Origin of the sequence: Rhodococcus rhodochrous (genome assembly GCF_900187265.1) — a bacterium.
Lineage (GTDB): Bacteria > Actinomycetota > Actinomycetes > Mycobacteriales > Mycobacteriaceae > Rhodococcus > Rhodococcus rhodochrous.
Genome location: NZ_LT906450.1, coordinates 1,551,180 through 1,574,309, shown reverse-complemented (window position 1 = coordinate 1,574,309; position 23,130 = coordinate 1,551,180). Strand labels below are relative to the sequence as shown.

The following is a 23,130-nucleotide window of genomic DNA, read 5'->3' as shown; positions in this document are numbered from 1 at the left end:
GCGAAACGGTCATCGGTGCACGCTACAACCCGCTCCGATGACCGCTTCGCGCTCTTCTCCGCTACGGCGACTTCAGACCGAGCGAGTCGCGCAGGGTCGAGCCGGGATACTCGGTCCGGAACAGGCCACGACGCTGCAGTTCCGGGACGACGAGGTCGACGAAGTCGTCGAGCGAATCCGGATAGGCGGGGCACATCAGGTTGAAGCCGTCGCAGGCGCCCGCGGTGAACCATTCCTCGATGCTGTCGGCGACGGATTCGGGGGTGCCGATCATGGTCGCGTGACCACCACCCGCGGCGAGGTAGCCGAGCAGCTCGCGCAGGGTGGGACGACGGGTCTCGATGATGCGCTGCACCGTCGCATAACGACCCTGCGGACCGCTGAACTCCTCGATGGGCGGCAGGTCGGCGACGGGGGCGTCGAGGTCGTGAGCGGTGTAGTCCTGACCCGTGAACACGCCGAGCTGGGTAATGGCGGCGTCCACGTCGAGAAGCGCATCGAGTTCGGCCTTCTTCGCCCACGCCTCCGCTTCGGTGCGACCGACGTAGGTGACGAGTCCGGGCAGGACGGCGACCGTCCCGGGATCCCTGCCTGCCGCGGTGATCCGCGCACGCAGGTCGGTGGCGTACTCGAGCGCCGCGGTCATGTCCCACGCGACGGAGTAGACGGCCTCGGCGTGACGGGCCGCCAGGTTGCGTCCGGTCTCCGAGGCGCCGGCCTGGAACAGCACCGGGCGGCCTTGCGGGCACCGCGGCACGGTCAGCGGACCGTCGACGCGGAAGTGCTTGCCCCGGTGATGGATCGGACGGATCGCGTCGGAGTCGAGGAATCTGCCACCCGTCCGGTCGACGAGAACACCGCCGTCGTCCCACGAATCCCACAGCGCGCAGAGCACCTCGATGAATTCCTCCGCCCGCGCGTACCGTTCGGCGTGCGGTGGCAAGGAGTCGAATCCGTGGTTGCGGGCTTCCTCGTCGAACATCGAGGTGACGATGTTCGCGCCCACCCGTCCCCCGCTGATGTGGTCGAGCGAGGCGAGCATCCGCGCGGCGTGGAAGGGCGTGAAGAAACTCGCGGAGACGGTGGTGACGAGACCGATGCGCTCGGTCGCGCGGGCCATCGCCGACAGTGCGGTGAGCGGTTCGAGGAACCAGGTGGTGCCCGCTGTGTACTTCGGGTTGACGCTGTGACCGTCGGCGAAGAACACCGCGTCGAGACATCCGCGTTCGGCGGTGCGTGCGAGTTCCTCGAAATACGTGATGTCGCCGATGCGTTCGGCCGCGGAGTCGGGATGCCGCCATGCCGACGAGTGGTGCCCGACGCCGTAGAGGAAAGCGTTGAGGTGGAGGGTGCGTGGTCCGGTCATCAGTTCATCACCAGTCCCCCGTCGACCACCAGGTTCTGTCCGGTGACGGCCCGCGACCAGTCGGAGGCGAAGAACAGCACCGCCGCCGCGAAGTCCTCGGGCGTGGTGACCTTCCGCAGCGGCGTCGACGACGCGATGAGGTCGAACACCGCTTCGGGGGTCGCCGACGATGCGTCGGTCGTGCGCAGCAGACCGCCGGAGACCATGTTGACGCGGATCCCGTCGGGGCCGAGGTCGGCGGCGAAGGTGCGGGTCAGCGACAGCAGCGCGGCCTTGGCCGCGGTGTAGTCGTGGTACGGGACGACGGGGTGCTGGAACAGGTTGGTGCCGATGTTGACGATGCTGCCGCCACCGGCCTCGCGCATGCCCGGCAGAGCCGCCTGGATGATGTTGACCGCGCCGCCGACGACACCGTCGAACTGGGCTCCGAACCGGTCGTATCCGATCTCGTCTGCCTTGGGCCGAGCGTCGCCGTTGAAGGAGAAATCGGGCAGGGCGTTGTTGACGACCGTGGTGACGGGACGTCCGAAGTGCTCGCGGGCCCGGGTGAACAGCGCTTCGACGTCGGCGCGGTCGGTGACATCGGCCTTCAGCGCGACCGCCCGCTCGGGTCCGATCTTGTCGGCCAGTTCGTGAGCGCCCTCGCCGCTGCGCCGGTAGTCGAGGACGACGGCGGCTCCTTCGTCGGCGAACGCCTGCGCGATGCTGCGGCCGAGGCCGCGACCGGCGCCGGTGACGAGGACGACCTGGTTCTGCAATGACATCTTCTGTGCCTTCCCTGTGTGGGGAAGGGTGCGTGAGGGCGACAGACCTGTGGCCCGGCGCCGGCTCGGCATCCCTTCGCTCGCATAATCGAGATCAGGTTCGACGGGTGTTCTCTCAGCCGTTTCCGGCACCCCGTGTCGAGTCCTGCGGACAGGCTACACGGCACCGGTTCGGCCTTCGAGAGCCGGCAGGGTCGGCGTTCACAGGATCGTCACATCGCCTACGCGAGAACTTAGCTCAGATCGACGTTAAAATGATCGTTCTCGTCCCCGACTCGTGAAAGGAGATTCCGACGCACATGCCGGCCACCCACAACGCTCCCTACGTCTCCCTTTCTCCGCAGTTCGGAGACGCTCCTCCCCTCGGCCGCTCCACGGTCCGCGGGCCGGCGAAACACCAGGAAGTGGTGTGGTTCGAGGATCGCTACGCCATCCCGATCACCACCACGACGCCCGACGAAGCGCAGATCGAGGACGTGCTGTTCCTGCGCCGCGTCCTCGATCGGGCGCACATCGACTACCTGCTCGTGCGCGACGACAGCGACCGCCCGATCCTGGCGATCGACCGCGCCGATCGGAAGAGGCTGCGTGCCGCGCTCGCCGAGGGGTGCGCCGACGAGCCGTTCTACTCGAAGGCCGTCGGCTCGAAGCGACGCCCGGTCCCGGTGTCGGACGGACGGCTCTCACGCGACAGGAAGGACCGTGTGTTCCGGCTGTTCCGCCCGCGCGTCGAACTGACCAGCGGGATGCGGTACGGCGCGTCGAACGGTGTGGACATCGAACTGTGGACCTACACCGACGACGAGGTGATCATGCCTCGCCCGAACGCCCTCACCCGCACGGTCGCCCTGCGCGACGAGATGCGCCGCACGACGGTCGAGCGGTACGGACAGCTGTGGCCCACGATCGAGGGCATGTTCGACCGCCACCCCGGCGACATCCCGTTCGAGATCGACCTCGTGTTCTCGTGGGTGGACGGGTCGTCGAAGTCGTTCCAGGCCAAGCGCGCGAAGCTGATGCAGAACTACGTCGTCGGCGAAGGCGACGACTCGCCGGCGCGCTACCGGCAGATCAACGAACTCAAGTACGCCCTGCGTTCGGTCCACATGTACGCGCCGTGGGTGCGGCGGATCTTCGTCGCCACCGACTCGCCGCGACCGGCGTGGCTCGCCGACGACCCGCGTGTGACGTTCGTGCGGAGCGAGGAGTTCTTCGCCGACCCGTCGGCGCTGCCCACCTACAACTCGATGGCGGTCGAGTCGCAACTGCACCACATCCCGGGGCTGTCCGAGCACTTCCTGTATTCGAACGACGACATGTTCTTCGGTCGCCGGGTGAGCCCGAGCCTGTTCTTCTCCGGCGGGGGTGTCAGCAAGTTCATCGAGTGCGACGTGCGGATCGGGCTCGGCCGGAACGACCCGTCGCGCAGCGGATTCGAGAACTCCGCCCGCATGAACCGCAAGCTCCTGCAGGATCGCTTCGGGGTCACCATCACTCGGCACCTCGAACACACGCCGGTCCCGTTGCGCAGGTCGATCATGGCGGAGATGGAACGCGAGTTCGCGGACGAGTTCGCTGCGACGGCGGCGAGCCCGTTCCGGGCGGCAGACAACATCTCGGTGACGAACTCCTTCTACCACTACTACACGCTGCTGACCGGCCGCGCGGTGCAGCAGACCACGGCGAAGGTGGAGTACGTCGACACCACCGTGAAGTCCGGTCTGCGACATCTGGACACGATCCTGGCGCGTCGCAATCTCGACCTGTTCTGCCTCAACGACGGCAGCACGCCCGAGGTCGACCTGGAGCTGCGCACCGCGAAGGTCACGCAGTTCCTGGAGCGGTACTACCCGATTCCGGCGCCCTGGGAGACCGACCACCCGGGCCGACCGGACGTCGGCTAGATCCGAACGGTGAGGTCGGGGTTCTCGGGGATGCGGATGCCGGCCTCGGCCAGACACCGCGCCGCGTCCTCGGCCGTGTGGGGTTGCCCGGCGGTGGCGTAGCTTCCGCTGGGCACCACGGAGTGCACGATCGTGTCGGGATAGACGTGCACGAGGTTGAAACCCTGCGCGCCGTCGTGCCCGCGCTGCGAACCGACCGGGACGTTCAGGTCCTGCGTGTAACAGGTCGACGAGGCGACGGACACCGGGATGCCCGCGAACGTGGCCGAGGTCGAGTAGTGCAGATGACCGCCGAGGATGGCGCGGACATCGGTGCCGCGCAGTACTTCGGCCAGACCGGCCTGGTCGCGCAGTTCGACGAGGACAGCCATGTCGAACACGCTCGGCACGGGCGGATGATGCAGTGCGAGAACGGTACCGAAAGGCGAGGGTGTCGCGAGTTCGTCGGCCAGCCAGGCGAGCTGGTCGTCGGTCACCTCACCGTGGTGGTGGCCCGGGACCGAGGTGTCGAGGCTGACGATCCGAAGTCCGCCCACGGCGTGGACGGCGTCGATCGGTGCGCCGAGGGGCGCTTCGTCGAGCAGCTCTTCACGGAAGGTCGCGCGGTCGTCGTGGTTGCCCATCGCCCACACGATCTCGGCGTCGAGTGCTGCGGCCAGTGGTTCGACGAGTCCGCGGAGCCTGCGGTAGGCATCGGGCTGGCCGCGATCGGCGAGGTCGCCGGTGAACACCAGGGCGTCGGGTCGGACCCGGGAGGCACGGATGTCGTCGAGGATCAGCCCGAGGCGGGTGTCGGCGTCGACGGTGCCGTAGAGGAGTTCGTCTCCACCGACGAGATGGGTGTCGGTGAGATGGAGCAGCGTGTGCGAAGGTCTGGGGTATTCGGCAATTCGCTCAGGGGCCGGAGAACTGCCCATGATCTCTCACTTCCATTCGCCCGTTTCGGGGCACTTCGTCGCCTTCAACCGTAGCGAGTGTGTTTCTACGGCTCCACGACTTCCGGCTCACATCGAGACCCCGAACCTGCGGCGAACAGTCCGTTACTACGTGGTGACCTGCGGAAACGAACAATCCGACATTCATCGGTGATCTGGATCACAATTCCGATCGGCGGGAGCACCGGTCCCCAGCGCATCCCGTAGCACGGTGTCGATCTCGTCGCTCGGGGACATCGGCAGGGTGTGATGGGTACCGGCGGTGAGGGTGACGACCCGGCAGGACGGGAGCGCCTTCCGCGCTGCGCGGCCCACCTCGTCGGGGTCGTGGACGCGCCCGAACGGCGCGAGCACCACCGTGGTCTCGGCCGTGCACCGCCCAAGCTCTTCGGGTGACGGCCGCCGGGGCACGATCGTCTTCGCGGTCGGGAAATGCTCCGCGCCGAGCGCCATCAAGGTGATCCAGTCGGGATCGAGTTGTGCCCCTCGGGTTTCCCACCCGAGAAATGCCCGTTCGCGGGCGGCCGTGGGCCGCAGGAGGACGGGAAGCGCCCGCAGGAGGTATCCGGGCCGCATCCCGGCGAAGCACGAGTTGGGATCGAGCAGCACGAGCCGGTCGACCCGGTGGGGTGCGCGAACGGCTGCCGCGAGCGCGATCATCGCGCCGTACGAGTGACCGACGACCGCACACCGCGTCACTCCGAGGGCATCGGCGACGGAGCCGAGCCATTCGAGCAGATCGTCGACGCTGCGGACGGGATCACCGCCGGTGACGCTGCGTCCGACGTCGCCGATGATGTCGACGGCCAGTAGCCGGTGAGCCTCCCCCAGTGCCGCGGCGTTGGCGAACCAGACCATCGACGTGGCGCCGGCGCCCGGGAGGAGCAGGACCGGCGGTGCGCCGGGCGGGCCGTACTCGGTGACGCGGGTGGTGCCGAAACGGGAGTCGAGATCGTGGATCACGGTGCCGTGCGGCCATTTCGCGAGAAGTGCGTCGTACGCGGCGTGGAAGGCGCGGCCCTCGTCGGACTCGTCGAACGATCTGCGTGGTGACCGGAGCATCGGAACCTCCACCGTCGAATATCTCGATGATCGAGATACTAGGTGGGCGAGTAGAGTCTGTCGAGAGGCGGAGGTGACATGACGGACGACGGCAGACTCGACATGATCCACCGGTTGCGCGCGCTCACGGTGCAACTCGATCTGCTCGGCGCCGAATTCGCACAGAAACACGCGCTGCACCCCACCGATCTGCGAGCACTGATCGGACTTCTCGACCGGGAACGGGCCGGGGAGATCGCGACACCCGGCTGGCTCGCCGAGCACCTGCGGCTCAACACGGCATCGGTCACCGCACTCGTCGACAGGCTCGAACGGGCCGGTCACGTGCGGCGGGATCGCGACAGCGACGACCGGCGGCGCGTCATCCTGCGCGTGACCCCGGCGGCCGAGAAACTCGGATGGGATTTCTTCGGCCCGCTCTTCGCGCGGGCATCCACTGCGCTCGAGTCCTTCTCCGAGCCGCAACTGGACGTCGTGCGGGAATTCCTCGGCTCCATGACTGCCGCAGTGGAAGCCGCCCGCTCCCCGGAGGACACCGAGGGCTGACGCGGTCCCGACCCCGCGCGGGAAACACACTCCCCAGCGGGGAGAATTTCTGTTAACTTCCTTGCCCATCCACATACTTCGGGGGGATGGGAATGCAGATACGTTCATGGGCCGCCGCGGCACTTGCGGTCACCTTCACTGTGGTCGGGGCGGGAACGGCAGCCGCGGAGGAGCCCGCTCCTCCCCTGCCCGTCGGAAAGACGTTCCTGGACGGCTTCGCCCACGAGTTCGGCGACCCGAACGGTAACGCGCTCGGCACGAACGACTGGGACTGCGTCCCGTCGGAGGAACACCCGGATCCCGTCGTGCTCGTCCACGGCACGGTGCTCAACCGTCACAACAACTGGTCGTATCTCGGGCCTCTCCTCGCGAACGAGGGCTACTGCGTCTTCGCTCTCACTTACGGCAACCACGCCGACCTCCCCTGGCCGTTGAATTCCGTCGGTGGGCTGCTACCGATGGAGGACAGCGCACAGCAGCTTTCCGATTTCGTCGACGAGGTCCTGGTCGCGACCGGCGCGGAGAAGGTCGACCTCGTCGGTCACTCGCAGGGCACCCTGATGCCCGTCTGGTACGTGAAGTTCCTCGGCGGCAACGAGAAGGTCGACGACTACGTCTCGCTCGGACCGGTCTACGAGGGCAGCCACGCCTTCCTGCTCGCGGCGTCGTTCGAACTGTTCGAGCACGTCGGTGTGCGGCAGGACGTGGAGAATCTCGTCCACTTCCTCGGATGCGGTGCGTGCCCGCAGGTTCTTGCCGGATCGGACTGGATCCACACGATCCAGGAGGCGGGCATCTATGCCGACGAGGTGACGTACACGAACATCATGACCCGCTACGAGGAGATCGTCCTCCCGTACACCAGTGGCTACCACGAGGCACCCAACGCGACGAACATCGTGCTGCAGGACCACTGCGCGAACGACTTCGTCGAACATGCCGGCATCGTCAACGATCCGAACGCGGCATGGTTCGTCCTCGACGCGCTCGATCCGGGTTCGGCAGGGCCGCTGGAGTGCGTCTTCGTGCCGCCGATCCTCGGTTGGAGCCCGGATCCGACGATCGGCAATCCCACGACCGAGGACGCCGTGGTCGTGAGTCGCCCCGGCGCGTGAGTCGTCCGATCCTCATTACGTCGCGGTTCCTGTCTCACGAAATGCCGAGATCTTCTGTGACGGGTGCGGACAGGTCGCGAAGCTGACGCGCTGAACCGGGGCTCGCGCGGCGTGTTGCGGTAGCGAACCCCGGTTCGGCGCGCGAACTATATTGCGGCGCTGCTCGGTTCCTCCAACCCGGCGATGAACGCCTGCAGCGCGAACTCCACCCGCGCCTCCACGGACGGCGCACCGGACCCCATCGCTTCGACGAACAGCGGGAACTCGGCGAGGGCTTCGGTATCGATACCCGGATCGCCGTCGTCTGCCGGCGGCGCGCTGTGCTGACCGAGGACGACGGCGGCCAGTGTCTGGATCACGAGAAGCGCATCCTGCGGTGCGAATCCGGCGTCCCGCAACACCCGGAGCATCTTCTCCAGGTGCATGGCGTTGCCCGGGGTGATCGCCGGACGGGACGCGAAGAACGGCACCGCCCCCGGGTGCGCGAGCAGGCCACGATGGAAGGCCCGGCCGTAACCCTCGAGAACCGTCCGCCACGGAGCATCGGTTTCGGCTCCGGTGAACGCTTCGTCCATCACGTACTGGACGATGGCGTCCTCGAGTCCCTGTTTGTTCTTCACGTGGTGGTACAGCGTCATCGCCTCCACGTCCAGCTCACGTGCCAGCTTCCGCATCGACAGCGCGGCCGCACCGTCCCGGTCGACCATCTGCACCGCTGCATGTAGCACCTGTTGCCGGGTCAGCCCGGCATGTCGACCTTGTGCGCGCGTCGGTCCCACGAAACCTCCTTGACCACTCTTACGCCGTAAGACTAGCATCGCCGACGTAAGTCATACACCGTAAGAGAGGAGTCCGGCATGACCGTCCATACCGAAATTCGTACGACGAAACGCCGGCCCAACCTTGTCCAGGCCCTCACGATCGGCGCGTGCCTGCAGATCCTCTGCATCGCACTCCCACTGCTGGACGTGTGGATGATCGGATCGATCGAAAAACACGTACAGAACGCATATCCCGAATGGGGACCCGACAATGTGAACCTCGACCGGAACGCGATCGCCGGGTACCTCGTGATCGTGGGCGTCCTCGGCCTGGCCGGTTGGCTCGGCGCGCTGTGGAGCGCGAAGAAGGACGTCGCAGTCCGCGCGGTGGTGACGACACTGTTCGTGGTCGGAACGTGCGTGCTGCTGTTCGACGTCGGATACGCGGGCGAACACTACGACCCGATCGTCCCGCTGTGGCTGGGCGTCACCCTGCTGGTGATCCCACTGCTGCCGGGGATCACCGCGGTCATGGCCGCCTGGGTCCTGCCCCCGACCGAAAGGGCCGACCGGCATGACTGACGCAACGAGGCCCGGATACACCCTTGCAGCCGTCGCAACGGTGCAGTTCATGGTGTCGCTGGATCTGTCCGTTGCGAACATCGGACTCCCCCGGATCACCGAGGGGTTGCACTTCGATCCGGTGGGCGCGACGTGGGTGATCCACGCCTACGCACTGTTCTTCGGCGGTCTGCTCCTCCTCGGAGGACGCGCGGCCGATCTCTACGGGCACAAGCGCACTCTCCTCGTAGGACTGGGCGTGTTCGGCCTCGCCTCGCTGCTCGGCGGGTTCGCTGCGGTACCCGGCCACCTCGTCGCCGCACGAGCGATGCAGGGTGTCGGGGCTGCGGCCCTCGCGCCGGCCGCGTTGGCACTGCTGTCGTCGACCTTCTCCGAGGGTCGCGCCAGGGTCCGTGCCTTCGGGATATGGAGCGCCATGAACGCCGGAGGTGCCGCCTTCGGTCTCGTCCTCGGCGGCGTCCTCACCGAATACGCCGGGTGGCGGTGGGTCATGTTCGTCAACGTGCCCATGGCGGCTGCAGCACTCGCACTGACCTGTCTGGGCGTGGGAGCCGACGGAGTACCCGCGCGGCGCGGTCGCCCGGACGTGCTCGGCGCGATTCTCGGCACCGCAGGAACGACAGCCCTGGTGTTCGCACTCGTACGCACCGACCACCACGGGTGGACCTCGACGATCACGCTGGTCACCCTCGCCGCGGCGATCGCCCTCCTGGTGGTGTTCGTCCACGTCGAGCGGACCACCCGCCGCGACCCGTTGATCCCGCTCGGCCTCTTCACCAATCGGTCGGTGAGCGGGGCGAACGCCTTCAACCTGCTGGTGGGCGCCACCATCGGGTCGGCGTTCTATTTCGTCTCGCTGTATCTGCAGCAGGTGCTCGGCAACAGCCCGGCCGCCACGGGGTTGATGACCCTGCCGGTGGCCGTGGGCGTGATCGCCGGATCGGTGGTCGCCGTCAAGCTCGGCTACCGCGTGGCAGCACGCACACTCCTCGTGGCCGGTGGACTCGTCAGCGCGTCCGGGTTCGCATGGTTCGGTCTGATCAGCGCCGACGGATCGTTCGTCACCGACGTTCTGGGACCGGCCGTCGTCGTCGGCATCGGTTTCGGACTCTGCCTCGGTCCGGTGGTATCGGTCGCAACTTCGGGGGTGGCCACACACGAGATGGGCACGGCCTCCGGACTTCTCAACACGTCGCGGCAGATCGGCGCGTCGCTCGGACTCGCCGTTCTCGGTACCGCTGCACACCACCGCATCGGTACGCTCGCGACGCCCGAGAGCATGAACAGTGGCTACGCACTCGGATTCGCCTCCGGTGCAGTGCTTCTCGTCGTCGCTGCCGTGATCGCATTCACCGTTCTCCCCCGGACCGGCGCGCCCGCCGAGCCTACCGGCGACGTCGCCCCGAACCGAAGACCGACGAAAGCGCGGACATCATGACATCCACCGAAACATCCTTCTCCGAAAGGGACTCGGCATCGCGGCGAACACTGTCGTCGCTGCTACAGCCGTTCGTCGGCAGGTTCACCGCGAGCGTTGCCCTACAGGCCGCGGGCGGTATCGCGGGTCTCGTTCCACTTCTCGCCGTCGCCGAGGTCGGCCGAACCCTCCTCGCGCCGGGACCGGTCGACCAGTCCCGCGCGTGGACCGCCGTCGCTGTCGGCGCACTCGGACTCTTCGCCCGGCTCGTCCTGACATCGATCGGATCCGGACTCGCACACGGCCTCGACGGCTCCGTGCAGTTGGCGTTCCGCCGCGAACTCGCACGTCACCTCGGCCGGGTCCCGATCGGCTGGTTCTCCCGCCGCCGGACCGGCGAACTCGCGAAGGTCGTCGGCGACGACGTCTCCGCCGTGCACCCGTTCATCGCGCACACGCCCGGCGAGATGGTCAACGCCTTCCTCGTTCCGGCCGTGTCGGCGGTCTACCTGTTCACCGTCGACTGGCGGCTGACGCTGATCACCATGATCCCGATCGTCCTGGCCATGTCGCTGGTTCCCCTGCTGTCCACGGCGACCCGACGCCGGGAGCAGGAGGAGTTCGACGAAGCGATGGGACGCATCGCCGATGTGGTCGTCGAATTCGTGAACGGCATCTCGGTCGTGAAGGTCTTCGGGAACGCCCGCCGGTCCCGGAACAGATTCGTCTCGGCGGCAGACGATTTCGTCTCGACCTTCACCCGATGGGTCCGCGGCGTGTCCGGCGTGGCAGCGGGAATGCAACTCGCCCTCTCACCGCCGTTCGTGCTCCTGACCGTGTTGATCGGCGGTTCCATCCTGATCACGGGCGGCAGTATGCCCGCGGCGGATCTGCTGCCCTTCGTGCTCCTCGGCGTGGGGCTGACCGCCCCGATCGCGGCGTTGGGCCACGGATTCGACGACATCCTGGCCGCCCGGCGCGCCGTCGAGCGGATCCGGGAGGTGCTGGACGTGCCACCGGTGCCGGAACCCGAGCGGCCGGTTACGCCGACCGGGCACCGGATCGACCTGCACGACGTCCGGTTCGGCTATCCGGATGCGCACGAGGTCCTCCGGGGCATCGACCTGACCCTGGAACCGGGGACGGTCACCGCGCTGGTGGGTCCGTCCGGCAGCGGGAAGTCCACCCTGGCGAAACTGTTGCTGCGCTTCTTCGACCCGACCCACGGCACGATCACCCTCGGTGGCGTCGACCTGCGGGAGGTCGGAAGCAGGACGCTCTACCGCACGATCTCGTGTGTCTTCCAGGACGTTCGCCTGCTGCGCGCGTCGATCGCCGACAACATCGCCCTGGCCGTGCCCCACGCCGACCGCGACGACGTGGTCCGCGCAGCCGTTGCGGCCGACATCCACGAACGGATCGTCGAACTGCCCCACGGATACGACACGATCCTCGGCGAGGAGGTCGAACTGTCCGGCGGGGAGAGACAACGCCTGTCGCTCGCTCGGGCACTGCTCACCGATGCACCGGTGCTGGTGCTCGACGAGGCGACGGCCTTCGCCGATCCCCGGACCGAAGGTGCGATCCACGCCGCCTTCGCCCGTCTGCGCGGCAACCGGACCATCCTGACCGTCACGCACCGCTCGGAGACGATCACCGGGGCGGACACGGTCGTGGTTCTCGAGGACGGGGCAATCGTCGAACAGGGATCACCGGAGGACGTTCTCGTCCGTAATGGCTCCCTGTACCCATCCGTCGGTTCCGACCTGCAAGGAAGCAGAGCACGATGATCACCACACTGTTCCGCACACTCGGACGCGAACACGCCGGCCCGCTGCGCCGGACTCTTGCGCTCATGGTGGGATGCGCGATCGCCGAGGGGTTGTCGTACGCCTTCCTCGTCCCGGTGCTGCGCATCCTGTTCGGGGACACCCCCTCGGACATCGGACCCTGGCTGATCGGATTCGGAGCGTCGGTCGCCGTCTACGCGGTGCTGCGCTACGTCAGCGACCTGTCGGGCTTCCGCGTCGGTACCTCCCTGCTGCGCGGCGTCTATCACCGACTGGGCGACCAACTCGTACGGTTGCCGCTCGGCTGGTATCGCGCCGACCGGGTCGGCGAACTGTCGGCGACGGCGAGTCGCGGTGTCCTGCAATCGATGAGCGTGATCGCCCACATGCTCGCGCCGTTCGTCTCGGCGTGCCTGACCCCGCTGACCATCGTGGTGGTGATAACCGCCTACGACCTGCGGATGGGTCTGGCGGCCGCTGCCGCGATCCCCGTGGTGACGGCGGTGCAGCTGTGGTCGGCACGCGCCACCGCGGCGACCGATGCCGAACGGGCCGCACGCGATCACGAGGCCACCGCTCGCGTCGTCGAATACCTCCAGGCGCAGCCCGTTCTGCGTGCAGGCGGACGAACCGCCGAACGTTTCCGGCTGCTCGACGACTCTCTCGACGGTATCCGGCGCGCATCGCGACGATCGACGATCGCAGCCGTGCCGGGAATGGTCGCTACGACGGTGACCGTGCAGACGGCGTTCACCGCCCTTCTGGCGCTGGGCACCTATCTCGCGATCGGCGGGGACCTCGCAGTGCCGGACATGCTGGCACTCGTCGTCCTCGCAGGTCGTTGCGCCGAACCACTGCTGTCGCTGTCGGAGATCGGCGGGAAGCTGCGCGCCGCCCGCGGTGAGCTGACACGACTCGACGCCTTCCTGAGTACCCCTCCCCTCCCCGAACCGACTCGTCCGGTGCGACCGCTGGGCCACGACATCGAGTTCGACTCCGTGACCTTCCGGCGGGACGGTCGCACGGTGATCGACGGGTTGTCGCTGGCAGTTCCGCAGGGCAAGCAGTTCGCGGTGGTCGGGCCGTCCGGTGCCGGGAAGAGCACGCTGCTGCAACTGCTCGCACGTTTCCACGACGTGGCCGGGGGCTCCGTGCGCATCGGCGGTGTGGATGTGCGGGACATCGCGACCGACGTGCTGATGTCGCAGATCGCAGTGGTCTTCCAGGACGTCTACCTGTTCGAGGGGACCCTCGAGGAGAACGTGCGACTCGGACGTCCGGATGCGACCGACGACGAGGTGCGCGCCGCCGGCGCCGCCGCGGGACTGGACGAGGTGATCGAACGCCTCCCCGACGGCTGGTCGTCGCGGGTCGGTGAAGGCGGCGCGATGTTGTCCGGTGGGGAACGGCAGCGGGTGTCGATCGCGCGAGCGCTGCTCAAGGATGCGCCGATCGTCCTGCTGGACGAGACGACGTCCGCCCTGGACCCGGAGAACGAGGCGGTCGTCCGCGCCGGATTGGAACGACTCACTGCGGGACGGACGGTGCTGATGGTCGCGCATCGGTTGCACACCGTGCGCGACGCCGACCGGATCGTGTTCCTGGACCGGGGACGGATCGTCGAGCAGGGAACCCACGACGAACTGGTGCGTCGCGGCGGTCGCTACGCGCAGTTCTGGGAGATGTCGGTCGGGGTGGCTTCACCGGTCCGCGCATCGTGAGCGGGCACGGACCGCAGGTTCTCGACAGGGTGTCGTTATAATTTCCGAGGGCTCCCGGGTCCGCCACGACTTCTCAGAAAGGGTCACCGTGTACGTCATCACCAACCGCATCGACGTTCCTGCCGACACCACCGAAGCATTCGAAAAGGTCTTCGTCGAGAGCATGCGTTCGACGCTCGACGGAGTGCCGGGCCTCAACCGCACGACGCTGATGCGTCCCGCAGCCGACGGCCTGCCCTATGTGTCCACCATGGAGTTCGATTCCAAGGACGACTTCCTCGCATGGCTGCGTTCGGACTCGTTCAAGGCGTCGCACTCGGACGACCAGGCGCCGGGCATGCAGGCACCCTCCGCGGTGGAGCAGCACACGCTCATCGAGGACATCGTCTTCGAGAAGTAGAAAAACGCGCCGAACCGGGATTCGCCGCCGCTGTAGCACGCGCAAACCTCGGTTCGGCGCGTCGACGCCCTTCGAACTCCGGTTTGTCCCCAACCCCACGATCGATCCACAGGTGCGCCGGATCGGGAGGTCGTGGCGGGTTCGGTGGGTGTCGTCCCGCGCAGGATCGTCGTCGTGACAGATCCGAACATCCTCACCAACACCTCGCTCACCGTCGCGGGTCTCTCGGACACCGACATCCGCACTGCCGTTCGCACCGGCGCACTCGTACGGGTCGGGCGCGGCTGCTATCTGCACCGTTGCGACGTCGACGCCCTCGGGCCGGTTGGCGTCCACCGTGTCCGTGCCCGACATGTCGGAGCAACCCTCGGCCCCGAAGAAGCACTCAGCCACACGTCGGCTGCAGCCCTGCACGGCCTCGAACTCTGGGATGTCCCGCTCGATCTCGTCCACATCTCCCGGCCCGCTACGCGGCGCGGTCGCGTCACTTCTCAGATCCATGTGCATCCGACCGAACTCGGTGACGTGGCGGTCGTCGACGGAGTGTCCGTCACCTCGGTCGCACGGACCGTCGTCGACCTTGCACGCACGCTCCCGAAGGAGCAGGCCGTCATTGCCGGTGATTCCGCGCTTCGTCTGCATCCCGGAATGCGTGAACAGGTTTCACGCGAGCTGGTCGATGCCCGCACTCGCCACGGACTCGCCCGCGCCCGCACGGTGGTGCCGTTCCTGGACGGTCGCAGCGAGAGTGCGGGCGAATCGCTGTCGCGTCTACGCATTGCGGAAGCAGGACTGCCGCGACCGATCCTCCAGTACGAGATCGTGGGCGGAAACGGGCGACGCTACCGCGTCGACTTCTTCTGGGAGAACGGCGTCGTCGGCGAGTTCGACGGGCGGATCAAGTATTCCGATCCGCGCGATGTGTTCGACGAGAAGCTCCGGCAGGACGCGATCCGCGACGCAGGCTACGAAGTGGTGCGCTGGACCTGGGCGGAATTGGAGCGGTTCGACGTCGTGGCGGAGAGACTCCGGCAGGCTGCGCGTCGCGCGGCGAAGCTGACGCGCTGAACCGGGGCTCGCCCCGCGTGTTGCGGTAGCAAGCCCCGGTTCGGCGTGCGGACGACCGTCGACGGAAACGGATCGAGGTTCCGACGTGGAGATCCCGCACAAAGGCTGACGCGATGAACCGGGGCTCGCCCCGCGTGTTGCGGTAGCAAGCCCCGGTTCGGCGTGCGAACTACACCGCGACCGGCTGCTTCGCGGGGACGACGACGGGCTCCGGCACCGTGATCGTCGGGACCGGACGGCGCACCAGCGCCACGGTCACGTACGCGACCAGCGAGACCAGGAAACCGAGGAAGGTCGTCCAGCCGTCGACACTCGAGGTGACCAGAGAGTTCGGGATGTACAGCAGGGTGTTGTCGACGCCGTAGATCGTCGGGGTGAGGACGAAGAAGCCGGCGCGCACCGTGATGCCGGCGATCGCTGCGGCGGCCACGGCGCGACCGTCACCGCGCGACCAGAACAGTCCGAGGATGAACGGCACGACCAGCGAGGCGAGCAGCAGGTCGAAGGTGAGGGTGAGCAGGATGCCGGTCTGCGGGACCCGCAGGGCGACAAGGGCACCGAAGGCGGCCATCGGGAGCATGAGCAGGCGGGTGGCCTTCATGACGTCCGACGACATCGCGGCGTTCTCGCCGCCGACCCGGAAGACGTTGCGCACCAGAACCGTTGCGGTGGACAGCAGCACGCCGCTGATGGTGGTCAGCGAGGCCGTCACCAGACCGGACAGCACCAGGATCGACAGCACCTTCGGGGTGTACTCACCGAGCAGGACGTAGAGGATCGGCGCACCCGCCGTGTCGCCGACGATGGACACCGCAGCGAGGGCCACGAAGGACAGCGGCACGCACAGGACGAGGATGCCGGTCGCCGCACCGAAACAGGCACGCTGGGCAGCGGCCGGGGACTTGGCGGAGAAGACGCGCTGCATCAAGTCGATGGCGACGAGGTTGCCGAGACCGAGGGCGGTGATGGTCGCCCAGTTGATCGCGGCCCCCTGCGCCGGATCGGTGAGCTGACCGATATCGCCGATGCCCAGGCCCTCGCCGTGCGTGAAGCCGGGCCCGAAGGCCGTCCAGGCGAGGAGCGAGACGATGCCGACCGCCATGACGGCGAACTGCACGAGACCGGTGTAGACGCTGGCGAACATGCCACCGGCCATGGTGTAGGCGAGCACGAACGGGATGATCACCAGCACCGCGGCCGTGTAGTTCAGGCCGAGGAAGTACTGCAGCAGGTACCCGAGGGCGACGAGGTTGCCGGCGAGCAGGATGCCGAAGCTGCCGACGGTGAGCGCCGAGGCGGTGATCTCGGTGCCGCGGCCGAAGCGGCGCGCGAAGAACTCGGGCAGCGTCACGACGCCGGTGGCGCGCAGACGTTTCGCGAAGAACACTCCGACGAGCAGGATGCTGACGGCCATGCCGAGCGGCATCGCCGCGCCCGCCCAGAAGCCGAATCCTGCGGCGAGGTCGGCGGATCCGAGCGTCGCGTTGGAGTCGACGACCTGGGACATGAGCAGGACGGCCAGGACGGGGGCACTCAGGGAACGGCCGGCGAGGAGGAAGTTCCCGGCCTCCCCGCGGACCTTGCGGGTGGAGTAGAAGCCGGCCCCGAGAAGGACGACGAGGCACACGGCGACACCGGTGATGATCATGGCAGCTCCGTAAGGAGAGGGTCAGACGGCAGGAGCGCTTCGTTGTGCTTCGCGTCCGAGCGAGTAGAGGGCTTGTGCGGGGCCGAGCCGAATGATCTCGGCCCCGGCGAGGCGACGGGGTGACGAACACCGTTCACAGGGAACCTTACGCACCCGATGTGACGTCGCTGTAAAGATCTCTTCGGTCAGATGTACTTCGGATCAACGGTTTTCGGCACGATTCCCGTCAGACACCGTTCGCCTTCCACCGCGCGCGCTCCTGACCGAAGGCGACGGACTGCGTCGCCTGGAACTCGCCGATCGAAGCAGCGTTGTCCGCGAGGAACTTCCGGTGCTCGGCCAGGGAGAAGGTGCCGTCGGTGATCTCCACTCCCCCACCGCGACCCGCAGCGAGATCCGCTCGCAGATCGAGCAGTTCGTCGGGGTCGACGGGGTACCACGAGATGCGGTCGAAGAAGCGCAGCAGCCACGGGGTGCCGTCCTCGAACGGGCCGGCCGGCTGCGGGTGCCGGTGGTTCCACACCTGGGTGGTGCGGCCGACGAACTGGTAGCCGCCGGGGCCTTCCATGCCGTAGATGCACAGGTAGGCGCCGCCGATGCCCACGGCGTTCTCGGGGGTCCAGGTGCGGGCAGGGTTGTACTTGGTGGTGACGAGACGGTGCCGCGGGTCGAGCGGCGTCGCGACCGGGGCGCCGAGGTAGACGTCGCCGAGGCCGAGGACCATGTAGTCGGCGGCGAAGACGGTGTCGAAGACATCGGCGACGGTGTCGAGGCCGTTCATGCGGCGGATGAACTCGATGTTCCACGGGCACCACGGGGCGTCGGAGCGCACGCCGTGCATGTAGCGCTGGATGGCCTCGCGGGTCGCCGGGTCGTCCCAGGACAGCGGGAGTCGCACCTGCCGGCTGGGGACCTCGAGTTCGTCACTGTCGCCGATGGTGTCCTCGACCTCGCCGAGCAGGCCGAGAAGGGTCGGCACGGGCAGGACGTCGGGGTCGACCTTGACCTGCAGCGACCGGATTCCCGGGGTGAGTTCGAGCAGACCCGCAGGACGGTCGGCGTCGAGGCGCTGGTGCAGCGCGTGCACGCGGGCCCGCAGCGCCAGGTCGAGGGTCATGTCGCCGTACTCGACGAGGACGTTGTCGTCGCCGCTACGACGGTAGGTGACGGCGGTGTGGCCGTCGCGGCGGGTGAGCACTCCGTCGTCACCGTCGCCACCGGCCGAGGTGACCAGCGACAGTCCGGCGCGACGCGCGACGCCGAGTTCGCGGCGGGAGGCGGTGTGCTGCGACTTCACGGGCACGAACCGGACCGTGTTGCCGGGAGCGAGCTGGCCGAGCTTCCAACGGTCGGCGGCCACGACGGTCACCGGGCACACGAACCCGCCGAGGCTGGGACCGTCGGGGCCGAGCAGGATCGGGGTGTCGCCGGTGAAGTCGAGTGCGCCGACGGAGTAGGCGTTGTCGTGGATGTTCGACGGGTGCAGGCCCGCCTCGCCGCCGTCGGTGCGCGCCCATTCGGGCTTGGGGCCGATGAGCCGCACGCCGGTGCGGTCGGAGTTGAAGTGCACCTCGTAGTCGGTGGCGTAGAGGGCGTCGATGTCGGCGCGGGTGAAGAATTCCGGTGCGCCGTGCGGACCTTCGGTGACCGCGATCTCCCAGCGCGTGCTCAGTGCGGGCACGTGCTCGGACGGGACCGGGGCACTCGTGCCGGGAGCGGTCTCCCCGACGACGAGGACGTCACCCTCGCGCAGCGTGCGACCCTCGTGACCGCCGAACGTTCCGAGCGTGAAGGTCGATGCGCTGCCGAGGAATTCGGGGACGTCGAGACCACCGCGAACGAGGACGTAGACACGCAGCCCCGGCCCGGAGACAGCTCCGACGTCGAGCAGGCCGCCCGCCGGGACGGTGACCGGGCGCCACTGCGGGACGGCGGCCCCGCCGACGCGCACGGTGACGGGCGCACCCGTCACGCACACCTCGGTCTCCTCCGTGAACCGCAGGGCGGGGCCGGCCATGGCGGTCTCGAGGCCAGGGGCGCCCTCGTCGTTGCCGAGCGCGACGTTGCCGAGGCGGAACGACAGGTCGTCCATGGGGCCCGAGGGCGGCACACCGATCTGCCAGTAACCGGTGCGTCCGGGATAGTCCTGGACGGTGGTGAGCATCCCGGGGCGTTCGACGGTGATCTTGGTGGTCATGGCTTCCTCACTCCCCGCGGGTGACGATCATGCGGACCGGCGTGGGGTCGAAGCCGTTGCACGGGTTGTTGATCTGAGGGCAGTTGGAGACGAGGACGAGCACGTCGCGCTCGGCGCGGATCGCGAGTCGCTTGCCGGGTGCGGACAGGCCGTCGACGATGCCGAGGGTGCCGTCGGCCTCGACCGGCACGTTCATGAAGAAGTTGATGTTGGAGACGAGGTCGCGCTTGCCGAGTCCCCACTTGGCGCCTTCGATGAGGAAGTTCTCGACGCAGGCGTGCTGGTGCTTGGTGTGGTGGCCGTAGCGCAGGGTGTTGGACTCCTGCGAGCACGCACCGCCGACGGTGTCGTGGTTGCCCACCTCGTCGGCGACGAGCGTCATCAGCGGCTCCCCGTCGGCGTCGCGCAGCACCGAACCGGTGGAGAGGAAGAGGTTCTGCTGGGCGGCGACGGTGGCGGCGGCGCTGTAGCGGCGGGTGTGGTCGGCGGCGTCGTAGACGAGGGTGTCGACCGCCTGGTTGCCGTGCAGGTCGACGATGGTGAGTACGTCGCCGGCGGCGACGACGGCCGACCACGGGCCGCGGAGTCCGACGATCTCGTCGAGGACGACGCGACCGGGAACGAGGGCGAGGTCTGCGGTGTCGGCGGTGATGGTCATCGGCGGATCTCCGTTTCGGACGTGGCGGCGGCCCAGGCGTCGTCGGTGTTGAGCACGGCGCGCTGGTACTCGGGGTCGGTGTTCGGCAGCGAGTTCAGTTCGCCGGGTGCTCGCCAGGCGAGGACTTCGAGGCTGCCGGTGGTGAACTCGGGATTCGGGTCGAGCGGGTGTGCGGTGTTCGCGATCAGGGCGATCACCGGCAGGTGGATCAGCAGGTCGACGGCGGCACCGGGACCGGCGTTGCCGGTGCTGACGAGGCTGCCGTCCTCCTCGACGCGGACACCGTGGAAGAAGGACAGTGAGGGCGGCAGGTCGCGCGGTTGCAGGTCGTGCTTGGCCGCGGCGACCGTGAACAGTTCGCGGCCCGCAGGAGAACTCGAATGGAGCGATCCTTCACCGTATTTCGCGGTGTTCCCCGCGACGTGGGTCGTGCCGCACAGCGCGTCGTGGCGACCGGAGGTGTCGGCGACGATCGTGGCGAGGACGCGGCCCTGATCGGAGAGCAGTGGGTGCCCGACACCGAGATAGGCCTGCCACGGCACCTTCACCGTGTCGGCGACGTTGAGCCGCTCGTGCGGGGCGTCGGCGCGGAACAGCAGGATGTTGGCGCAGGCGGTGCCGTGGACGTCCCGCAGGCGCAGGCGGGTGCCGCGGGCGAGGACTTTGCTGGTGTAGCGGCCACCGGGGACGGTCTCGGCCCAGGTCATCGACGCTGCGCGACCGCTGGGCGGAGCCGGCCACGACGATGCCGGGACGATCGGCATGGCGTCGGTGACGGTTCCTGCCTGCGCTCGGGCATGGGCGCGAGCAGCGTGCGTGGTGGCGGTCGCGAGGGTCTCGGTCATGGTGCTCCGATCGGCGGTCCGGGGAAACTGTCGATCGACAGTTTTCCCATTGCGCATCTTCGGGGAATGTCCACGGCGTAACGAGTCCGTGACGCGTGTTTCGTACGTGTGACGAAAACTTCACGCACGAAGACCGTGATGCTGCAGCACCTTTCGTCGTGTCACAGTGGAGGGGTGACCCATGCAGGACCAGGACGCCCCCGCCTCCACGCCCCGCGACGGCCCGGGCCGACCGCGCGTGCCGAGATCCTCGACGCCGCTGCGGAGCTGTTCACCACCCGCGGGTTCTCCCCCACGTCGACACGCACGATCGCCGAGGCGGTGGGGATCCGGCAGGCATCGCTGTACAACCACTTCGCGACGAAGAACGACATCCTCGTGGCGTTGCTCGAGGACACCGTCGAACCGACCCTCGATTTCGACGACAATCTCGACCCCGCGCTGCCACCCGAGGTGCGCCTGTGTGCGCTCGCCTGGTTCGACACGGCCCAGTTGTCCGCGGGCAGATGGAATCTCGGTGCGCTCTACCACCTTCCGGAACTTCGCACCGAACCGTTCGATCGGTTCCGGGAGGAACGTCGGCACCTGATGGAGCGCTACCGGATCCTGGCGGCGCAGATCGTCGGCGACGGCGATCCTCGCACCCATCTGCCGTTCCGGATCGTCGAATCGGTCATCGGCATGCGGGCCGACGACGGCGACGTCGATGCCGGGCTCCCCGAAGCGCTGGCGACGGCGTCGCTGACGGTTCTCGGCGTCAGCGACGTTGCGGCGGTGACGAGCGCTGCCCGGGCACTCGTGGTGGGGGTTCCCGGCGACCTGCTGGGCTCGATGAACCCGCCGGCTCGGCCACCCGCGTGAAACGCAGGGCGGGATCGTCGACCGGTTCGCGGCGCAGCCGTCTGCGGTCGAGATAGTAGTTCTGCTCCATCGACCACGGGCCGCTCTCCCCGGATGTGGGGAACACGTCGGCCGAGCGCCGGAGATAGTTCGACGTGAGATCCCAGAACGGCCCTCCGCCGACGGCCGGATCGTCGCAGATCGGGGTGACGACGTCGTAGCCCTGGTCGTCCATGTGGTCGAGCAACCGGCACAGATGATGGCCGGTGAGGTCGACCTTGAGGGTCCACGACGAGTTGGTGTAGCCGAACGCGAAGGCGAAGTTCGGCACGCCGGTGAGCATCGTCGCCTTGTAGGTGACGCATTCGTGCCAGTCGACCGGGACGCCGTCGACGTCGACTTCGATCCTCCCGAACGGCACCAGTTTCAGGCCGGTCGCGGTGACGATGACGTCGGCCTCGATCTCGCGCCCCGATTCGAGGGCGATCCCCGTGGGTGTGAACCGGGCGATCCGATCGGTGACCACCGATGCCTCGCCGGTGGCGATGGCATGGAAGAGGTCGCCGTCGGTCGCGACGCACAGACGCTGATCCCACGGGTCGTAGGACGGGTTGAAGTGCACGTCGACGGGATAGTCGTCGGGCAGCACGCTCGTCATCCGCAGACGCAGGAGACGGCGGAAGAGGTTCGGCGCGCGCCGGCTCGTCCGGTACATCTCGTGCAGCATCCGAATGCTCAGGGAACGAACGGCGCGGTCGGCCGTCGACGTCGGGAGTGCACGTCGCAACGCGTTGGCGACCTTGTTCTCCTTCGGCCATCCCAGGACGTAGGACGGGGAGCGCTGCAGCATCGTCACGTGCTCGGCGACACCGGCCAGGGCGGGGATGAGCGTCACCGCGGTGGCGCCACTGCCGATGACGACGACGCGTTTGCCCGCACAGTCGAGATCGTCGGGCCAGTGCTGGGGATGGACGATCGTGCCGCGGAAGTCGTCGCTGCCCTCGAACTCGGGGCTGTACCCCTCGTCGTAGTCGTAGTAGCCGGTCGCGGAGAAGAAGAACGAGCAGGTCACCGTGAGCGTGGTGTCGTCGCTCGTGCGCCGGAGCGTGACCGTCCACCTGCCGGTGGCGGACGAGAAGGACGCACCGACGACGCGGTGCCCGAAGTGCAGGTAGGGACGCAGTCCGTGCTCGTCCACCGTCTCGTGGAGATAGCCGAGGATCTCGCTACCTCCGGCGTACGCGTGCTTCTTCCGCCACGGCTTGAACTCGTAACCGAGGGTGTGGAGGTCGGAGTCGGAGCGCACACCGGGATATCGGAACAGGTCCCACGTGCCGCCGAGCGCGTCGCGTGCCTCGACGATCGCGAAGCTCGTCCCCGGTCTCTTCGTCTTCAGGTGGTAGGCCGTGCCGATACCGGAGATACCGGCGCCGACGATCAGGACATCCACCTCGACGGGCACGCCCCCGCCGGGTCCGACTGCGGTCATGTTCGCTCGACTCCGTCCTTCG

Annotated in this window: 20 protein-coding genes and 1 riboswitch; of the genes, 10 read left to right on the top strand and 10 right to left on the bottom strand. The window is 67.9% G+C overall.

All coding sequences use genetic code 11. The features are described from left to right. Window positions 1-61: 61 nt before the first annotated feature. Complete coding sequence (locus tag CKW34_RS07275; protein ID WP_059382881.1) at window positions 62-1,366, bottom strand: LLM class flavin-dependent oxidoreductase; 1,305 nt, start codon at window positions 1,364-1,366, stop codon at window positions 62-64. After that, the gene (locus CKW34_RS07270) at window positions 1,366-2,130 is read right to left on the bottom strand and encodes a 3-oxoacyl-ACP reductase (RefSeq protein ID WP_059382882.1); all 765 of its coding nucleotides are present in this window, start codon (window positions 2,128-2,130) and stop codon (window positions 1,366-1,368) included. The genes CKW34_RS07275 and CKW34_RS07270 overlap by 1 nt, the downstream gene beginning before the upstream one ends. 54 nt (window positions 2,131-2,184) lie before the next feature. After that, window positions 2,185-2,276: riboswitch (TPP riboswitch) on the bottom strand. Between the two features lie 261 nt (window positions 2,277-2,537). Here CKW34_RS07270 and CKW34_RS07265 point away from each other — a divergent pair. Continuing rightward, window positions 2,538-4,034: a stealth family protein gene (locus tag CKW34_RS07265; RefSeq protein ID WP_059383046.1), complete on the top strand. Its 1,497-nt coding sequence runs from the start codon at window positions 2,538-2,540 to the stop codon at window positions 4,032-4,034. On the opposite strand, the gene CKW34_RS07260 is transcribed toward CKW34_RS07265, so the two are convergent. Both CKW34_RS07260 and CKW34_RS07255 read right to left on the bottom strand, forming a co-directional pair. Next, a complete protein-coding gene (locus CKW34_RS07260) occupies window positions 4,031-4,951 on the bottom strand; it encodes a phosphodiesterase (RefSeq protein ID WP_059382883.1) in 921 nt (306 codons plus the stop codon). The genes CKW34_RS07265 and CKW34_RS07260 overlap by 4 nt on opposite strands. A 162-nt stretch (window positions 4,952-5,113) precedes the next feature. Beyond that, window positions 5,114-6,031: an alpha/beta fold hydrolase gene (locus tag CKW34_RS07255; protein WP_059383047.1), complete on the bottom strand. Its 918-nt coding sequence runs from the start codon at window positions 6,029-6,031 to the stop codon at window positions 5,114-5,116. A 78-nt stretch (window positions 6,032-6,109) separates the two neighbouring features. Between CKW34_RS07255 and CKW34_RS07250 the strand changes: the two genes are divergently transcribed. Then, window positions 6,110-6,577 carry a MarR family winged helix-turn-helix transcriptional regulator gene (locus tag CKW34_RS07250; RefSeq protein ID WP_059382884.1) on the top strand — a complete coding sequence of 156 codons (468 nt, stop codon included), beginning with the start codon at window positions 6,110-6,112 and terminating at the stop codon, window positions 6,575-6,577. A 92-nt stretch (window positions 6,578-6,669) separates the two neighbouring features. Then, entirely contained in the window at window positions 6,670-7,692 is a 1,023-nt protein-coding gene (locus tag CKW34_RS07245; protein ID WP_306303675.1) for an esterase/lipase family protein, read from the top strand. Between the two features lie 146 nt (window positions 7,693-7,838). On the opposite strand, the gene CKW34_RS07240 is transcribed toward CKW34_RS07245, so the two are convergent. Beyond that, a complete protein-coding gene (locus CKW34_RS07240) occupies window positions 7,839-8,405 on the bottom strand; it encodes a TetR/AcrR family transcriptional regulator C-terminal domain-containing protein (RefSeq protein WP_269458595.1) in 567 nt (188 codons plus the stop codon). 144 nt (window positions 8,406-8,549) lie between these two features. Between CKW34_RS07240 and CKW34_RS07235 the strand changes: the two genes are divergently transcribed. The 6 genes from CKW34_RS07235 to CKW34_RS07210 all read left to right on the top strand — a co-directional run bounded on the left by CKW34_RS07235 (window position 8,550) and on the right by CKW34_RS07210 (window position 15,431). Next, complete coding sequence (locus CKW34_RS07235; RefSeq protein WP_059382887.1) at window positions 8,550-9,035, top strand: hypothetical protein; 486 nt, start codon at window positions 8,550-8,552, stop codon at window positions 9,033-9,035. Next, window positions 9,028-10,473 (top strand): MFS transporter, encoded by a 1,446-nt coding sequence (locus tag CKW34_RS07230; RefSeq protein ID WP_059382888.1) that lies wholly within the window; start codon window positions 9,028-9,030, stop codon window positions 10,471-10,473. The genes CKW34_RS07235 and CKW34_RS07230 overlap by 8 nt, the downstream gene beginning before the upstream one ends. Continuing rightward, window positions 10,470-12,242 (top strand): ABC transporter ATP-binding protein, encoded by a 1,773-nt coding sequence (locus tag CKW34_RS07225; RefSeq protein ID WP_059382889.1) that lies wholly within the window; start codon window positions 10,470-10,472, stop codon window positions 12,240-12,242. Before CKW34_RS07230 ends, CKW34_RS07225 begins: the two co-directional genes overlap by 4 nt. Further along, a complete protein-coding gene (locus CKW34_RS07220; RefSeq protein ID WP_059382890.1) occupies window positions 12,239-13,963 on the top strand; it encodes an ABC transporter ATP-binding protein in 1,725 nt (574 codons plus the stop codon). Before CKW34_RS07225 ends, CKW34_RS07220 begins: the two co-directional genes overlap by 4 nt. 88 nt (window positions 13,964-14,051) lie before the next feature. Next, entirely contained in the window at window positions 14,052-14,363 is a 312-nt protein-coding gene (locus tag CKW34_RS07215) for an antibiotic biosynthesis monooxygenase family protein (protein WP_059382891.1), read from the top strand. A 174-nt stretch (window positions 14,364-14,537) separates the two neighbouring features. Next, window positions 14,538-15,431, top strand: a complete 894-nt coding sequence (locus tag CKW34_RS07210) for a type IV toxin-antitoxin system AbiEi family antitoxin domain-containing protein (protein ID WP_059383048.1) — start codon at window positions 14,538-14,540, stop codon at window positions 15,429-15,431. Between the two features lie 169 nt (window positions 15,432-15,600). Here CKW34_RS07210 and CKW34_RS07205 read toward each other — a convergent pair whose 3' ends face one another. The 4 genes from CKW34_RS07205 to CKW34_RS07190 all read right to left on the bottom strand — a co-directional run bounded on the left by CKW34_RS07205 (window position 15,601) and on the right by CKW34_RS07190 (window position 20,779). Then, window positions 15,601-17,079 (bottom strand): high affinity choline transporter 1, encoded by a 1,479-nt coding sequence (locus CKW34_RS07205; protein WP_059382892.1) that lies wholly within the window; start codon window positions 17,077-17,079, stop codon window positions 15,601-15,603. Window positions 17,080-17,305: 226 nt separating this feature from the next. Continuing rightward, the gene (locus CKW34_RS07200; protein WP_059382893.1) at window positions 17,306-19,276 is read right to left on the bottom strand and encodes a 5-oxoprolinase/urea amidolyase family protein; all 1,971 of its coding nucleotides are present in this window, start codon (window positions 19,274-19,276) and stop codon (window positions 17,306-17,308) included. A 7-nt stretch (window positions 19,277-19,283) separates the two neighbouring features. Next, a complete protein-coding gene (locus CKW34_RS07195; RefSeq protein ID WP_019288136.1) occupies window positions 19,284-19,934 on the bottom strand; it encodes an urea amidolyase associated protein UAAP2 in 651 nt (216 codons plus the stop codon). Continuing rightward, complete coding sequence (locus CKW34_RS07190) at window positions 19,931-20,779, bottom strand: urea amidolyase associated protein UAAP1 (protein WP_059382894.1); 849 nt, start codon at window positions 20,777-20,779, stop codon at window positions 19,931-19,933. The genes CKW34_RS07195 and CKW34_RS07190 overlap by 4 nt, the downstream gene beginning before the upstream one ends. A 174-nt stretch (window positions 20,780-20,953) precedes the next feature. On the opposite strand from CKW34_RS07190, the gene CKW34_RS07185 reads away from it, so the two are divergent. Beyond that, complete coding sequence (locus CKW34_RS07185) at window positions 20,954-21,640, top strand: TetR/AcrR family transcriptional regulator (RefSeq protein WP_080968286.1); 687 nt, start codon at window positions 20,954-20,956, stop codon at window positions 21,638-21,640. Here the strand turns inward: CKW34_RS07185 and CKW34_RS07180 are convergent. Then, window positions 21,537-23,108 (bottom strand): flavin-containing monooxygenase, encoded by a 1,572-nt coding sequence (locus tag CKW34_RS07180; protein ID WP_059382897.1) that lies wholly within the window; start codon window positions 23,106-23,108, stop codon window positions 21,537-21,539. The two genes, CKW34_RS07185 and CKW34_RS07180, sit on opposite strands and share 104 nt — an antisense overlap. Window positions 23,109-23,130: the final 22 nt, after the last annotated feature.